Origin of the sequence: Variovorax sp. Varisp85 (assembly GCF_047304045.1) — a bacterium.
Classification (GTDB): domain Bacteria; phylum Pseudomonadota; class Gammaproteobacteria; order Burkholderiales; family Burkholderiaceae_C; genus Variovorax.
In genome coordinates this window covers 25804-41502 of record NZ_JBGLYN010000056.1, presented here as the reverse complement: position 1 = coordinate 41502, position 15699 = coordinate 25804, and the positions used below count along the sequence as shown (strand labels likewise).

Here is a 15699-nt window from a genome sequence, read left to right as displayed (position 1 = left end):
CCCGCACCCAAGGCCCCCGACATTGCCCTGGAGCGCGAGAAGAAGCTCAAGGAGCAGAAGGAACAAAAAGAGCGCGAGCTGGAGCAACAGCAGCAGAAGAAAAAAGAGCTCGAAGCCAGGCAGCGCGCCGAGGACGAAGCCGAGCGCAAGAAGGAACAGCAGAAGAAGCTGGCCGAGCAGAAGAAGCAGCAGGAAGCCGAGGCCAAGCAGGCCGAAGCCAAGAAGGCCGAGGCCGCCACGAAGCAGGCCGCCGCCGACCGTGCCGCAGCGCTCAAGCGCATGCAGGGCCTGGCCGGTGCGAGCGGCAGCGACGATTCGAAGGGCACGGCCCAACGCTCTTCGGGGCCTTCGAGTGGCTATGCCGGCCGCATCGCCGCTGCCGTGCGCCCGAACATCACCTTCCCTGATGCCGAAACCGTGAACGGCAACCCGGCGGCCGAGTTCGAAGTGAGCCTCGCGCCCGACGGCACCATCGTCGGCGTCAAGCTGAGCAAATCAAGCGGCCTGCCTGGCTGGGACGACGCGGCCGAGCGCGGCCTGCGCAAGACCGACAAGCTGCCGCGCGACACCGACGGGCGCATCTTCCCATCGCTGATCGTGTCACTGCGGCCCAAGCGCTGATTCCTGCCGGTTCCGGGCGATCTTCTCCAAGGCCGCCCGGAACTCCTCGGTTACCGCGCTGTCTACCCGCGCACAACAACAGCCGGGTCCACGCCCGCACAAGATGAACCCCAACGGCCGCATCCGCTACGGCAGCAGTCCACTGCTCGCCAGCCCCACACCCGTGTGGCGCAGCAAGTTCATCGTGGCCAGCATCGCCTTCGGCTTCGTGCTGCTGGCAAGCCGTGCCGCCTACGTCCAGATCTTCAACAACGATTTCTTCCAGCACCAGGGCGAGGTGCGCTACCAGCGCACGCTGGAGCTGCCGGCCAACCGCGGCCGCATCCTCGACCGCAACGGACTGATCCTGGCCTCCGACATTCCGGCGCCCAGCATCTGGGCCATTCCCGAGGACATCGAGCGCGACGACCCCGAGGTGCAGGCCAAGCTCAGGCAGGCCGCCAAGCTGCTCGGCATGCCGCAGAAGGATTTCGACAAGAAGCTCGAGGACGAGGACAAGACCTTCGTCTGGATCAAGCGCCAGGTCGATCAACCGGTCGCCAAGGCGGTCGCCGCGCTCGACATCAAGGGCATCTACCTGCGCCGCGACTATCGCCGCCAGTACCCAGAAGGCGAAGCGGCGGCGCACCTGGCCGGCTTCACCAATGTGGAGGACATCGGGCAGGAAGGCGTGGAACTCGCGTTCAACCAGGAGCTGGCGGGCAAATCGGGCTCGCGCCACGTACTCAAGGACCGGCTGGGCCACATCGTCGAGGACACGGAGGACCAGGTGCCGCCGACCGACGGCCATGACATCCAGCTGAGCATCGACGACCGCGTGCAGTTCGTGGCCTACGAGAAGCTTCGCGACGCGGTCGTCGCCAACAAGGCCAGGGCGGGCAGCGTGGTGGTGGTCGATGCGCGCACGGGCGAGCTGCTGGCCATGGCCAACTACCCGAGCTACGACCCCAACGACCGCCGCAAACTCACGGGCGAACAGCTGCGCAACCGCGCGATGACCGACGTGTTCGAGCCCGGTTCGACGATGAAGCCGATCACCGTCGCCACCGCGCTGCAGTTGGGCCGCGTGACGCCCAAGACCATCATCGACACCAACCCGGGGCGCATCACCGTGTCGGGCGCGACCATCCACGACGACGAGAACTTCGGCGTGCTGACGGTCGAGGGCGTGATCCAGAAATCGAGCAACGTCGGTGCCACCAAGATCTCGCAGCGCATGACGGCGCAGGAGATGTGGAACTCGTTCACCGCCGTGGGCCTGGGCCAGAAGCCGCAGACGCCCTTCCCCGGCGCGGTCAGCGGGCGCCTGCGGCCCTGGAAGTCGTGGCGGCCGATCGAGCAGGCCACCATGTCGTATGGCTACGGCCTTTCGGCGTCGCTCTTCCAGATCGCGCATGCGTACACCGCGTTCGCGCACGGCGGCGAGGTCATTCCCGTGAGCCTCCTGAAAAGCACCGGCACCGAGCCGCCCGGTGTGCAGGTGTTCTCGCCGCAGGTGGCGAGCGAGGTGCGCCAGATGATGCACTTGGCGGCCGCGCCTGGCGGCACCGCCCCGCTGGCGCAGACCGAGGGCTACTCGGTCGGCGGCAAGACCGGCACCGCGCACAAGCAGGTCGGCAAGGGCTACGCGAGCAACAAGTACCGCGCCTGGTACACCGGCATGTCGCCCATCGACAAGCCACGCATCATCGTCGCGGTGATGATCGACGAACCCGGCGCGGGCAAATATTTCGGCGGGTTGGTTGCGGCGCCGGTGTTCAGCCAGATCGTGCAGCAGACGCTGCGCGTCATGAACGTGGTGCCGGACCTCGCGGTGGCGCCGATGGCGCACTGACGACGCGCCCTTCGCCCCCGCTCGGGCTCAGTCGTAAACGATCTGCGCCTTGCCGGCTTCCGCCTGCGCAGTCCAGCTGGCCAGCGCCGCATCGGTCGGGAAGAACTTGGCGCGCTCGCCCAGCTGCAGCTCGACCTGCGCACCGCCACGCGCCATCGAAAGCCGCACCGGCAGGCCCTGGATCAGGTCGCCGACCTCGGACTGCTCGGTGCGCGGCGGAAAGTCTTTCAGCAGGCGCGCGATGTCCGGTGCCTTGCCGTTCACCGCCACGCGCAGGAACTTGCCGAAGCGGCAGCGCGCGGTGGCCAGGTCCCACACCTGCTGCACCTGGAAGCGCGCCTCGAAACCGCCGCGCGCGGGCTGCAACCGGCCGCTGACGATGACCAGCTCGTCGTCCTTCAGCGTGTTGCGGTTGGCGTTGATGAGTGCCTCGTCGGCCGTGGCGTCGATCGAGTCCGACTTGTCGTCGAGCTTGAAGATCGCCAGCCGGCCGCGCTGGCCGTTGATCACGCGGAAGTCGCTCACGATGCCGGCAATGACCTGCTGGTCGCGGCTGTCGAGCAGGTCGCCGATCTCGCGCTTGCAAAAGCGCCGCACCTCGTGCGAGACCTCGTCGAACAGGTGGCCTGACAGGTAGAAGCCCACGGCCGTCTTCTCGAGCGTCAGCCGCTCCTTCACGCCCCAGGGCGTGGCGTCGACGAGGTCGGGCTCGGCGGTGGCCGAGCCGTGCTCCGCGTCGCCGAAGATGTCGACCTGCGCCGCATTGGCCGCCGTGGCGTTGGCGAATTCGAAGGCGCGATCGACCGAGGCGATCAGCGACGCGCGGTTCTGCTGGATCGCGTCGAACGCGCCGGCCTTGATGAGCGCCTCGACCGTGCGCTTGTTGATGCGCTGGCGGTCGATGCGCACGCAGAAGTCGAACAGGCTCTTGAACGGCCCGCCCTCTTCGCGCGCGCGCACCACGGCCTCGACCGCGAGCTGGCCCGTGCCCTTCACCGCGCCCAGGCCGTAGCGGATGATCTTGTTGGTGACCGGCTCGAAGCGGTAGTTGCCGCGGTTCACGTCCGGCGGCTCGAAGGTGATGCCGAAGTTCTTCTGGGCGTCCTCGAACAGCAGCTTGAGTTTGTCCGTGTCGTCCATTTCCACGGTCATATTCGCGCAGAAGAACTCGGCCGTGTAGTGGACCTTGAGCCAGCCCGTGTGGTACGCCAGCAGCGAGTAGGCGGCGGCGTGCGACTTGTTGAAGCCGTAGCCCGCGAACTTCTCCATCAAGTCGAAAATTTCATCGGCCTTGTCCTGGACGATGCCGTGCGTTGCCAGTGCGCCCGCGCGGAATTTCTCGCGGTGCTCGGCCATCTCCTCGAGCTTCTTCTTGCCCATCGCGCGGCGCAGCAGGTCGGCACCGCCGAGCGAGTAGCCGCCCAGGATCTGCGCGGTCTGCATCACCTGCTCCTGGTAGACCATGATCCCATAGGTCTCCGACAGCATCTCGGCCACGGCCGGGTGCGGGTACTCCACCTCTTCGCGGCCGTGCTTGCGCGCCACGAAGCTGGGAATCAGGTCCATCGGGCCCGGACGGTACAGCGCGTTCAGCGCGATCAGGTCTTCGAGCCGTGTCGGCCGCGCGTCCTTCAGCATGCCCTGCATGCCGCGGCTTTCAAACTGGAACACGGCCTCGGTCTTGCCGTCGGAGAAGAGCCGGTAGGTGGCCGCGTCGTTCAGCGGGATGTTCTCGAACGCGAAGTTCTCCTGGCCCTTGTGGCGCTTCATGATGAACTCGCGCGCGATCTCCAGGATGGTGAGCGTCGCCAGTCCCAAGAAGTCGAACTTCACGAGGCCGATCGCTTCGACGTCGTCCTTGTCGTACTGGCTCACGGCCGACTCGCTGCCGGGCTGCTGGTAGAGCGGGCAGAAGTCGGTGAGCTTGCCCGGCGCGATGAGCACGCCGCCCGCGTGCATGCCGATGTTGCGGGTCATGCCTTCGAGCTTCTGCGCGAGCTCGACCAGCATCTTGACTTCTTCTTCCTTCTCGATGCGCTCCGCGAGCTGCGGCTCCATCTCGATGGCGTAGTTGTTCTTGTCGCCTTCGATCTTCTTCTCGGGCGGGTACTGCAGCGTGACCGACATGCCCGGCTTGTTCGGAATCAGCTTGCTGATGCCGTCGCAGAACATGTAGCTCATGTCGAGCACGCGGCCCACGTCGCGGATGGCCGCGCGCGCGGCCATGGTGCCGAAGGTGGCGATCTGGCTCACGGCGTTGCGGCCGTACTTGTCCTTCACGTAGTCGATCACGCGGTCGCGGTTGCCCTGGCAGAAGTCGATGTCGAAGTCGGGCATCGAGACGCGCTCGGGGTTCAGGAAACGTTCGAACAGCAGCTTGTATTCGAGCGGATCGAGGTCGGTGATCTTCAGTGCGTAGGCCACCAGCGAACCCGCACCCGAGCCCCGGCCCGGGCCCACCGGGCAGCCGTTGTTCTTGGCCCACTGGATGAAGTCGCCCACGATCAGGAAGTAGCCCGGGAACCCCATGTTCAGGATCGTGTTGATCTCGAACTCCAGCCGCTCGACGTAGCGCGGGCGTTCGGCCTCGCGCCTGGCCTCGTCGGGAAAGAGATGCTTCAGGCGCTGCTCCAGCCCGTCGAACGATTCCTGGCGGAAGAAGTCGTCGATCGGCATGCGCACGCCTTCGCTGATGAAAGGCGTCGGGAAGTCCGGCAGCTGCGGCTTGCCCAGCACCAGCGTCAGGTTGCAGCGCTTGGCGATCTCGACCGTGTTGGCCAGCGCGCTCGGCACGTCGGCGAACAGTGCCTGCATCTCGGCTGTCGACTTGAAGTACTGCTCTTCGGTGAACCGGCGCACCCGGCGCGGGTTGCCAAGAATTTCGCCTTCGGAAATGCACACGCGCGCCTCGTGCGCCTCGTAGTCTTCGCGGGCAGCGAACTGCACGGGGTGCGTGGCGACCACCGGCAGGTGCAGCCGGGCCGCCAGCTGCACCGCGGCGATCACGTGCGGTTCGTCTTCAGGCCGGCCCGCGCGCTGCAGCTCGATGTAGAAGCGATGCGGGAAGATGCCCGCCAGCCGCAGTGCCAGCTCGGCCGCGCGCTCGCCCTGCCCCTGCAGCAGCGGCTGCCCCAGCGGCCCGGCCTGGGCGCCGGAGAGTGCGATCAGCCCGCCCGCCAGCTCCTCGACCCATTCCATCTTGCAGGCCGCCTGCGACTGGCCCCGGCCCACGTTCTGCGTCCAGGCCCGCGCCAGCAGCTCGGACAGGTTCAGGTAGCCTTCCATGTTCTGCACCAGCAGCACGATGCGGGTGAGCACGCCGGGCTCCTTGCCCAGCCCTTCCACGAACACTTCCGCGCCGATGATGGGCTTGACGCCCTTGCCACGGCCCTGCTTGTAGAACTTGACCGCGCCGAACAGGTTGTTCAGGTCGGTGATGGCCAGCGCGGGCTGCTTGTCGGCAGCGGCGGCCTTGATGACTTCGTCGATTCGGTTGGTGCCGTCGACGACGGAAAACTCGGTGTGCAGGCGCAGGTGAACAAACATCCTTTCATTGTAGAAAGCGCCGCCTCCACGATGTGGGTTGGCAATCCCTGAAATCGCCGCCGGCCTGCCGGACAGAGGCCCCGAGCCCGGCGGGCACCGCGGCGACACCTAGAATCCCGCCCCGTGCAAGAGATTTTGAATATCGCGGCCTACAAGTTCGTGGCCATCGACGACAGCCCCGTGCTGCGCGAAGACCTGCGCGCCCGCGCGCAGGCCCTGGGACTCATGGGCACCATCCTGCTGGCACCCGAGGGCATCAACCTGTTCCTGGCCGGTCCCACCGACGGGGTGCGGGCTTTTCTGGCCCATTTGCGCGCCGATGCGCGCTTTGCCGACCTCGAGGCCAAGGAAAGCTGGTCCGCCGCGCAGCCCTTCCGCCGCATGCTGGTGAAGCTCAAGCGCGAGATCATCCGCATGGACCACCCGGCCATCCAGCCCGCCGCGGGCCGGGCGCCCGGCGTGGACGCCCCTACGCTCAAGCGCTGGCTCGACCAGGGCCATGACGACGAGGGCCGGGAGATCGCCCTGCTCGACACGCGCAATGCCTTCGAAGTCGATTACGGCAGCTTCGAAGGCGCCATCGACTGGCGCATCGGCAAGTTCACCGAGTTCCCGCCCGCCCTCAAGGCGCATCGCGAGGAGTTCAAGGGCAAGACGGTCGTGAGCTTCTGCACCGGCGGCATCCGCTGCGAGAAGGCCGCGATCCTGATGCGCGAGGAAGGCGTGGAACATGTGCTCCAGCTCGAAGGCGGCATCCTCAAGTACTTCGAGGAAGTCGGCAGCGCGCACTACCAGGGCGACTGCTTCGTGTTCGACGGCCGCGAGGCCCTGGCGCCCGACCTGAGCGCGCGCTCGGCCCGCGCCAGTGCCCGCGCATCCGAAGATCCGGACCTCGGCATCAAGAAGTAACAGGGGCGCCGGATGCGGATCCTCCTGGTGGAAGACGAACTGGACATGGCCTCGTGGCTGGTCCGCGCTTTGACCCAGAGCGGCTTCGTGGCCGACCATGCGCCCGATGCGCGCACCGCCGAGGGCTTCATGGCCGGCACCGAATACGACGCCATCGTGCTCGACCTGCGCCTGCCCGACAAGCACGGCCTGAGCGTGCTGGCCGACATGCGCAATGCCGACGACCGCACGCCGGTGCTGATCCTCACCGCGCAGGGTGCCTTGCAGGATCGCGTGCGCGGCCTGAACCTGGGTGCCGACGACTTTCTCACCAAGCCTTTCGAGCTGGCCGAACTCGAAGCGCGCCTGTCGGCCCTGGTGCGCCGCAGCCGCGGCAAGCAGCACCCGCGCCTGCAGTGCGCCTCGCTGTCGTACGACAGCCAGAGCCACGCCTTCACGCTGCGCGGCACGCTGCTGTCGCTCACGCCGCGCGAGCAGGCCGCGCTCACCGCCCTGCTGATGCGCAGCGGCGCGCCGGTCGGCAAGTCGCAGCTCTTTGCCAAGGTGTTCACCAACGACAGCACCGCCGGCCCCGACGCCATCGAGGTGGTGCTGCACCGGCTGCGGCGCAAGCTCGCGGACAGCGACGTGCGCATCGTCACCGTGCGTGGCCTGGGCTACATGCTGGAAAGCATTGCCGATGGATCCTCAGCCCCAGCACTCCACCCCGAACGCCCCGGCGAAGACGACTGAGCCGGCGCCGCAGCAAGTGCGGCGCTTCGGCATCCGCGCGCGGCTGCTCGCGCTGCTGCTGCCCGGCATCGTCGCACTGCTGGCGCTCGACAGCTGGAGCGACTATCAGGCGCTGACCGATTCGCTGGTGGTCGCCTACGACCAGAGCCTGCTCGAACCCGTGCAGGCGCTGGCCAACGGCATCGTGGTGGCCGGCGACGGCAGCGTGCGCGTGCAGGAGCCGTTCTCGATCCAGGCAATGTTCGAGTCCACGCACCTGCGCTACAAGTACCTGCACGTCGGCGTGCAGCGCATTCCCAAAGGCGAGACGCTGGACGTGAACTCGCCCGAGACCACGCTGATGGGCGTGCCTGGCCTGCCCCGCCCGGCGCAGCGTCCGACCGACGGCACGCCGGTCTTCTACGACGCGGTGCACGAGCAGCATCCGGTGCGCGTGGCCGCGCTGCGGCAGACGGTGTACGACGACGCCCACCCCGGCGTTGCCTACAGCGTGCTGATCCAGGCAGCCGAGGGCATCGGCCCGCGCACCGAGGCCCAGGCCGAGACACTGCGCCAGGAACTGCTGCGCGACACGCGCATGGTGCTGGTGATGGCGCTGCTGGTGTGGCTCGGCGTGGCCTGGTCGCTGCGCCCGCTGGAGCGCCTGCGCCGCTCGCTGCGCGAACGCTCGCGCGACGACCTGAAGCCGCTCGACGCCAGCGGCGTGCCGCAGGAAGTCGTGCCGCTGGTCGACGCGGTGAACCACCACATCGCGGGCCATCGGCGCATGGTGGCCGAGCAATCGCAGTTCCTGGCCGATGCCTCGCACCAGTTGCGCACGCCGCTAAGCATCCTGTCGATCCAGGCGGGCTACGCGGTGCGCGAGACCGATCCGGCGCGCATGCGCGAGTCGCTGCACGCCATCGTCGCGCAGCTCGCGCGCACGCGCCGCCTGAGCGAACAGTTGCTGGCACTGGCCCACGCCACCGCCGAAGACGAGACCGCCCCGGCCGAGCCCGCGGTGGCCGACCTCAACGCCATCGCGCGCGCCGTGGTGCTGCAGTACCTGCCGCTGGCGCGCGAGAACGATCAGGACCTGGGCTGGGTCGATGCGCGCGGCGACACTGCGAACGGCGTGGCGGACATCGACGGCACCGACGAGGCCGGCGAGGAAGACGACCCGCCCGTGCTGCCCGTCGCGGCCAATGCCGCCGAGCTGCACGAGGCGCTCGCCAACCTCGTGCACAACGCCATCAAGTACACGCCGCGCGGCGGCAACATCACCGTGACCGTGCGGCGCGAGGCTTCGTACGCCCTGGCCGAGGTGTGCGACAGCGGACCGGGCATTGCGCCCGAACGGCGCGAGCAGGTGTTCGAGCGTTTCCATCGCGACCCTTCCGCAGGCGCCGGTGCGGCGCACGGCGCGGGCCTTGGCCTGACCATTGCGCGCAGCTATGCGCGGCGCAACGGCGGCGAGATCGAACTCGACAATGCCGACATGCCGGAGAGCGCCAACGGCGGCGGACTGCGCGCCATCCTGAGGCTGCCGCTGTGCGCCTTTTGAGGTCCTTTTTGCAAGGGTTTTACCGCATATGCCGGTACGTGAATACACGTATTTTGCGGGCCGCCGGGCCGTTTGGACGTGATCCGAAAGGCGATTGAAAGTCTCGATTCCTAGACTCCGCTCCTTCCAAACGAAGGAGTCTCAATGCATCACCAGCTCGGTGAAGATCCGGCCTCGCACGCGCCCCGGCCCGCTTCAAAATTCAAAAAAGATTACTACGGCGGCGCCCTGCTGATCGTCATCGGACTGGCCGCGGTATACGCCGGCATCGGCTACCGCGTGGGCGAGCTGGCGCACATGGGACCGGGCTTCTTTCCGGTTGCGCTCGGCGGGTTGCTGGCGCTCACTGGCCTGCTCATTGCCATCTCGGCGCGCGCCGAGGAGCCCGCGAGCGTCGCCAGTGAAGAGGCTGCGTCGCACGGCCATCCGGGCGGCATGCCCGACATGCGCGGTTGCATCTGCATCATCCTCGGCATCCTCGCGTTCCTGCTGTTCGGCGAGTACGGCGGCCTCCTGCCAGCCACCTTCGCGATCGTGTTCATCTCGGCGCTCGGCGACCGCGACAACACGCTGACCGAAGCCTTGCTGCTCTCGCTCGCGATGTCGTTCGTCGCGGTGGTCGTCTTCTGGTGGGCGCTGAAGCTGCAGCTGCCCCTGTTCCAATGGGGAGGCTGAGATCATGATCGGTCAATCGCTTCACGACCTCTGGTTCGGCTTCGGCGTTGCGTTCCAGGGCTCCAACCTGCTGTGGTCGTTCTTCGGCGTGCTGGTGGGCAACCTGATCGGTGTGCTGCCGGGCATGGGCGCGCTGCAGGCCATCTCCATCCTGCTGCCACTCACCTACGCGATGCATCCGGTGCCCGCCATCCTGATGCTGGCCGGCATCTTCTACGGCTCGCAGTACGGCGGCGCCATCGGTGCCATCCTGATGAACATGCCGTCGCACCCGCCGCACGCGGTGACCTGTCTGGACGGGTACCCGATGACCAAGCAGGGCAAGGGTGGCGTCGCGCTCGGGGTGACGATGATCGCCTCGTTCTTCGCGGCGTCCGTCGGCATCATCGTGATGATCTTCGCCTCGCCGCTGCTGGTGCAGATCGCGTTCAAGTTCGGCCCGACCGAGATCTTCTCGATCATGCTGCTGGGCCTGCTCGCCGGCTCCACCATGTCGCGCGGCTCACCGCTCAAGGGCGTGGCGATGACGCTGTTCGGCCTGCTGTGCGGCGTGGTCGGCACCGACGTGAACAGCGGCAGCTTCCGCTTCGCGTTCGGCCTGCCCGAACTGAGCGACGGCCTCGAACTCGTGGCGATCTCGATGGGCCTGTTCGGCGTGGCCGACTTCCTGCTCAACGTGAACCGCATGAAGGCCATCGGCGACACCGGTACGCTCAAGCTCAGCGACATGCGCCCGAGCAAGGAAGAGCTCAAGCGCGCCTTCCCCGCCATGCTGCGCGGCACGCTGGTGGGCACGGTGTTCGGCGCAATGCCCGGCACGGGCCCGACCATCACCACCTTCATCGCCTATGCGCTGGAGCGCAAGGTGTCGAAGACGCCGAACAAGTTCGGCACCGGCATGATCGAAGGCGTGGCCGGCCCCGAGGCCTCTGCCCACTCGAAGACGCAGGTCGACTTCATCCCGACGATGAGCCTGGGCATTCCGGGCGACGCGGTGATGGCGCTGATCCTGGGTGCGCTGCTGATCCAGGGCATCCAGCCCGGCCCGCAGCTCATCACCGAGCATCCGGACATCTTCTGGGGCCTGATCGCCTCGTTCTGGATCGGCAACGTGATCCTCGTGATCCTGAACGTGCCGATGATTGGCGTGTGGGTGAAGCTGCTGAAGGTGCCCTACAAGTACCTGTTCCCGGCCGCGATGTTCTTCATTGCGACGGGCGTGTACAGCACGCAGAACAGCCTGTTCCAGATCTGGGAGGTGCTGGTGTTCGGCATCGTCGGCGCCGTGCTGATGACGCTCGAATTCTCGGTCGCGCCGATCCTGCTGGGCTTCGTGCTCGGGCCAATGGTGGAAGAGAACTTCCGCCGCGCACTGCTGCTCTCGCGCGGCGACATGTCGGTGTTCGTGACGCGTCCGATCAGCGGCACTTTCATCGGCCTGTGCGCGCTGCTGCTGGCGGGAGTGGGCTACTCGGCGTGGCGCGCTCGTGGCGGCCGCAAGGCCATGGTCGAGCTGCCGAAGGCGCCGGAAGGCTCGCCACCGGCCGAGGCGGTGTCCCTCAGCGGCGAATGACCCGCGCGCTTCGCCAATGCAGAGGGCCCGTTGAACGGGCCCTTTTTCATGGCACTTGTTGATCGAGCGAAACAACGCCTGCGCACGCGCCCCGGACAACGGGCACTCGAGATCAGACCGGCGTAGTGCCCACATCAGGCTCGCGCACGCCAAAAGGCTTGCCGGGCAGCGGAATGAACTCGGTCTCGCCGGGCACATGGCCCATGCGCTGGGCGGCCCAGTCGGAGCCCGCTTCGAGGATGCGCTCGCGCCGGCTGGAGACGAAGTTCCAGGTGATGTAGCGCGGACCGTCGAGCGGTTCGCCACCGATCACCATCAGGCGCGCGGCGGTGTCGGAAGCCAGCACCACGCCCTGGCCGTCGGGCAGCACGGCCATGGTGTGCACGGAAACAGGCTCGCCGTTCACGCTGACATCGGCATCGACCGCATAGATGGCCAGCTCGGGCGCCAGCGCGGGCAGCACGAAGCGCCCGCCTGCCGGCAGCGCGATGTCGAGGTACACGGTCTGCGAGAGCGTCTTGACCGGCGAGCGCGCACCGAAGGCCTCGCCCACCAGCACGCGCACGCCGGCGTCCTGCTCTTTCAACTCGGGGATCGCGTCGGCCGGCGTGTGCTCGAAGCTGGGCTCGATCTCTTCATGCGCCTGCGGCAATGCGGCCCACAGTTGCAGGCCGTGGTTCACGTAGGTGTCGGCCTTGAGGCGCTCGGGCTTGCGCTCGGAGTGCACGATGCCGCGCCCCGCGGTCATCCAGTTGATGGCGCCGGGCAGGATCTCCTGCACGCTGCCGAGGCTGTCGCGATGCATCATCGCGCCCTTGAAGAGATACGTGACCGTCGAGAGGCCGATGTGCGGATGCGGCCGCACGTCGTGCTCCGTGCCCGGCTGCTCGGTGGCCGGGCCGAAATGGTCGAAGAACACAAACGGGCCGACCGATCGGCGCTGCGCCGCGGGCAGCAGGCGCCGCACCTTGAAGCCACCGCCGAGGTCCTTGTCGTGCGGGTTGAGCAATTGGGTCTCGGGGTTGGTGTCGGCCATCGTGTTCTCCGTGGGGTTGCCGGTTATTCGCGCGATCTTGCCACTGTGCCGATGCGCTCGCCGAACGCGCGGGCGGTGTCGAAGTCGCCTTTCGGCATTTCGGCCGGGCTGGCGTCGGACGGCGACTGCGTCAGCAGGCCGCCGTAGCCGCCCACGTAGTTCATCGAGTCGCGCGTGGCGGCCTTGCTGTTGGCCGGCAGGATGCCCATGCTGACCCAGATGCCGCCGTGCTGCATCGCGAGCGTCCAGAGGTAGGTCATGGTGGTGACCTTGTCGCCGTTCATGGTCGCGCTGTTGGTGAAGCCGGCGAAGAGCTTGTCCTTCCAGCCCTGCGTGTACCAGACCTTCGACGACGCGTCGGCGAATTTCTTGAACTGCCAGCTCACGCCGCCCATGTAGGTTGGCGAGCCGAAGATGATCGCGTCGGCCGCGGCGAGCAGTTCCCAGCCGCCTTCGGGCAGGTTGCCGTCCGCGTCGATGGCGAGCAATTGGGCGTCAGCGCCATCGGCCACGGCTTGCGCCACGCGCTGGGTGTGGCCGTAGCCGGAATGGAAGACGACGACGATGTTTGCCATGGGATGTTTTCTCCAGTGACTGTGGGTTGTTCGGGGTGCTTTTGTTCGGGGTGCGTGCACAGGACACCGGGTACTCCCCTCCGCGAATGTCCCTCGCCTTCGGCTCCTCCTTTATTTCGCTGCGGGGCGCACCCGGTGCCCTGTGCACGAAGGGCGCTCTGCTCATGCCGGCAGTTCAACCGCCCTGCTGAACGATCACGCCGATGGGGTGCCTTGCGCAGCGAAATAAAGGAGGAGGCCGCAGGCCGGGGGACATTCGCGGAGCAAGGCACCCCGTCGGCGTGAGCGCACCCCGAAACGACACGAAGTGCGCGAAGCCTCCAGGAAGAGCTTACTTTCTATCGATGCTGAACCGACCAGCGCCGAAAGCAGCGATCGCAAGCAGGCCACCGGCAATCGCGATGTTCTTGTTGAAGTTGATCTGCTGCATCATTTTCATGGCGTCGGGCGCGGACCAGTACTTGTGGAAGAACAGCGCCGTGACCACAGAGAAGATCGCCATCACGATGGCGGTCCAGCGGGTCTTGAAGCCCAGCAGCAGCGCAATGCCGAGGCCCAGTTCGATGAGGATCGCGATGGCCGCCGCTACTTCGGGTAGCGGCAGGCTGGCCGAGGTGATGTAGCCGACCGTGCCGCCGAAGCCCATGAGCTTGCCGATGCCGGCGGGAATGAACAGGTAGGCGACCAGGATGCGGCCGATCAGAGCGAGCGTGTCTTGTGTGGAATTGGTGGTGGTTGCGGTTGCCATGGTTGAAAACTCCTCGGTTGTTGAAAAAGAAAAAAGAGAAAAGAAAAGAACCGGGCGCACCACGCGCCCGGCAAGGGGGATCAGGCGGCCAGGTCGAACACCAGCACTTCGGCGTCCTTGCCGGCGCCCAGCGTCAGTTGCGATTCGCCTTGCAGCATCGCGGCGTCGCCGCCGACGAGCTTCTGGCCGTTCACTTCGAGCTCGCCGCGCACCAGGTGCACATAGCTCTTGCGCTGCGGGTCGAGCGCCAGGCCGGCCTTTTCCTCGCCGTCGAGCAGGCCGGCGTACAGGCGGGCATCGGCATGCACCGTCACCGAGCCGTCGCTGCCGTCGGGCGAGGCCACGAGGCGCAGCTTGCCGCGCTTCTCGGCGTCGGTGAACTGCTTCTGTTCGTAGCCCGGCGCAATGCCGCGCACATTCGGCTCGATCCAGATCTGCAGGAAGTGCGTGGTCTCGTCGGCCTTGTGGTTGAACTCGCTGTGCATCACGCCGCGGCCCGCGCTCATGCGCTGCACGTCGCCCGGCGGAATGCTTTCCACGTTGCCCATGCTGTCCTTGTGCGCCAGTTCGCCCGAGAGCACGTAGCTGATGATCTCCATGTCCTTGTGGCCGTGGGTGCCGAAACCGGCGCCCGCCGCCACGCGGTCTTCGTTGATCACCCGCAGGTTGCCGAAACCCATGTAGGCAGGGTCGTAGTAACCGGCGAAGGAAAAGCTGTGGAACGAGCGCAGCCAGCCATGGTCGGCATAACCGCGTTCCTGAGATTTACGGACTTGCAACATCGTCGAACTCCTTTGGCCCTGCCCCGTTGGGGTGTGCGGGCCTTTTTCGTATGCCGCGCCGGATGCGCAGCGGATGTGAAGAACTTTAGGTCCGCACCCCATTCGGAAAGACGCCTCGGTTTGATGGCACCATTCAAATAATTTGATCAATGGAGCCCCTATGCCCAGCCCCCGAGACGTGCTGACCCCCGACGCCCTCGCCATGCTCCAGACCGTGGCCGGCACCGGCAGCTTTGCTGCCGCCGCCCGCTCGCTGAACCTCGTGCCGAGCGCGTTGAGCTACCGCGTGCGCCAGATCGAGGACGCGCTCGACGTGCTGCTGTTCGACCGCAGCGCCCGCCAGGCGCGGCTGACCGAGGCCGGCGCCGAACTGCTGCGCGAGGCCGACCGGCTGCTGGCCGAGATCGATGCGGTGGCCAACCGGGTGAAGCGCGTGGCCACGGGCTGGGAGCCGATGCTGACCATCGCGGTCGACAGCGTGATCGCGCGCGACCCGCTGCTCGACCTGGCCACCGCCTTCTTCGCCCTCGAGCCGCCGACGAGGCTCAAGCTGCGCGACGAGACGCTGCTGGGCACCATCGAGGCGCTGACCACCGGCGAGGCCGACCTGGCCATCGGCGCGGTGCTCGATGCGGCGAGCCTGACGTTCACCGCCACCGGCATCCGCAGCCGGCTGATCGGCGAGCTGCGTTTCGTCTACGCCGTGGCGCCGCAACATCCGCTGGCGCGCGTGTCCGAGCCGCTGAGCGACGCGGTGATGCGGCAGCACCGCGCGGTGGCCGCAGCCGATTCGGCGCGGCACGGCCCCAGCATGACGGTGAACCTCGTGAGCGGGCAGGACGTGCTCACCGTGCCGAGCATGCAGGCCAAGATCGCGGCGCAGCTGCACGGGCTGGGCGGCGGCTTCCTGCCGGAGCCGATGGCGCGGCCGTACATCGAGGCCGGGCACCTGGTCGAGCTGAAGACGGAGCGCAAGCCGCCACTTGGAACGATGCATTGCGCATGGCGCATGCGCAGCGCGGGCAAGCCGGGGAAGGCACTCGAATGGTGGCTGGCGCAGTTCGAGCATGAAGGCACGCGGCGCGCGTTGCTCGATCGGCATCGGGGCCGATAAGTATTGCCGAG

The 15699-nt window shown here is 67.1% G+C and carries 13 protein-coding genes; 8 read left to right on the top strand and 5 right to left on the bottom strand.

Annotated features, from left to right (window positions below):
- Together tolA and ACCC97_RS20645 are read left to right on the top strand one after the other, a co-directional pair.
- Nucleotides 1-621: cell envelope integrity protein TolA (gene tolA, locus ACCC97_RS20650; protein WP_413334764.1), on the top strand; the 621-nt coding region annotated here is incomplete at its 5' end.
- 103 nt (nucleotides 622-724) lie between these two features.
- A complete protein-coding gene (locus ACCC97_RS20645) occupies nucleotides 725-2455 on the top strand; it encodes a peptidoglycan D,D-transpeptidase FtsI family protein (protein ID WP_007837966.1) in 1731 nt (576 codons plus the stop codon).
- 27 nt (nucleotides 2456-2482) lie between these two features.
- On the opposite strand, the gene dnaE is transcribed toward ACCC97_RS20645, so the two are convergent.
- Nucleotides 2483-6001 carry a DNA polymerase III subunit alpha gene (gene dnaE, locus ACCC97_RS20640; protein ID WP_007837965.1) on the bottom strand — a complete coding sequence of 1173 codons (3519 nt, stop codon included), beginning with the start codon at nucleotides 5999-6001 and terminating at the stop codon, nucleotides 2483-2485.
- Between the two features lie 123 nt (nucleotides 6002-6124).
- On the opposite strand from dnaE, the gene ACCC97_RS20635 reads away from it, so the two are divergent.
- From ACCC97_RS20635 to ACCC97_RS20615, 5 genes are all read left to right on the top strand, one after another.
- Nucleotides 6125-6910, top strand: a complete 786-nt coding sequence (locus ACCC97_RS20635) for a sulfurtransferase (RefSeq protein WP_042674241.1) — start codon at nucleotides 6125-6127, stop codon at nucleotides 6908-6910.
- Between the two features lie 12 nt (nucleotides 6911-6922).
- A complete protein-coding gene (locus ACCC97_RS20630; protein WP_007837962.1) occupies nucleotides 6923-7642 on the top strand; it encodes a response regulator in 720 nt (239 codons plus the stop codon).
- On the top strand, nucleotides 7590-9185 hold the full coding sequence (locus ACCC97_RS20625) for a sensor histidine kinase (RefSeq protein ID WP_007837960.1): 1596 nt from the start codon (nucleotides 7590-7592) through the stop codon (nucleotides 9183-9185). Before ACCC97_RS20630 ends, ACCC97_RS20625 begins: the two co-directional genes overlap by 53 nt.
- Nucleotides 9186-9329: 144 nt before the next feature.
- Complete coding sequence (locus ACCC97_RS20620; protein ID WP_007837950.1) at nucleotides 9330-9860, top strand: tripartite tricarboxylate transporter TctB family protein; 531 nt, start codon at nucleotides 9330-9332, stop codon at nucleotides 9858-9860.
- A gap of 4 nt (nucleotides 9861-9864) precedes the next feature.
- Nucleotides 9865-11433, top strand: a complete 1569-nt coding sequence (locus ACCC97_RS20615) for a tripartite tricarboxylate transporter permease (RefSeq protein WP_007837948.1) — start codon at nucleotides 9865-9867, stop codon at nucleotides 11431-11433.
- A gap of 112 nt (nucleotides 11434-11545) precedes the next feature.
- Here ACCC97_RS20615 and ACCC97_RS20610 read toward each other — a convergent pair whose 3' ends face one another.
- From ACCC97_RS20610 to ACCC97_RS20595, 4 genes are all read right to left on the bottom strand, one after another.
- Nucleotides 11546-12469 (bottom strand): pirin family protein, encoded by a 924-nt coding sequence (locus ACCC97_RS20610; RefSeq protein WP_413334761.1) that lies wholly within the window; start codon nucleotides 12467-12469, stop codon nucleotides 11546-11548.
- Nucleotides 12470-12492: 23 nt separating this feature from the next.
- Entirely contained in the window at nucleotides 12493-13044 is a 552-nt protein-coding gene (locus tag ACCC97_RS20605) for a flavodoxin family protein (protein WP_007837945.1), read from the bottom strand.
- 331 nt (nucleotides 13045-13375) lie between these two features.
- Nucleotides 13376-13852, bottom strand: a complete 477-nt coding sequence (locus ACCC97_RS20600) for a DoxX family protein (protein WP_272943565.1) — start codon at nucleotides 13850-13852, stop codon at nucleotides 13376-13378.
- Between the two features lie 20 nt (nucleotides 13853-13872).
- Nucleotides 13873-14574, bottom strand: a complete 702-nt coding sequence (locus tag ACCC97_RS20595) for a pirin family protein (RefSeq protein ID WP_007834897.1) — start codon at nucleotides 14572-14574, stop codon at nucleotides 13873-13875.
- Nucleotides 14575-14734: 160 nt separating this feature from the next.
- On the opposite strand from ACCC97_RS20595, the gene ACCC97_RS20590 reads away from it, so the two are divergent.
- On the top strand, nucleotides 14735-15688 hold the full coding sequence (locus ACCC97_RS20590; protein ID WP_413334759.1) for a LysR family transcriptional regulator: 954 nt from the start codon (nucleotides 14735-14737) through the stop codon (nucleotides 15686-15688).
- The last annotated feature ends 11 nt before the right edge of the window (nucleotides 15689-15699 follow it).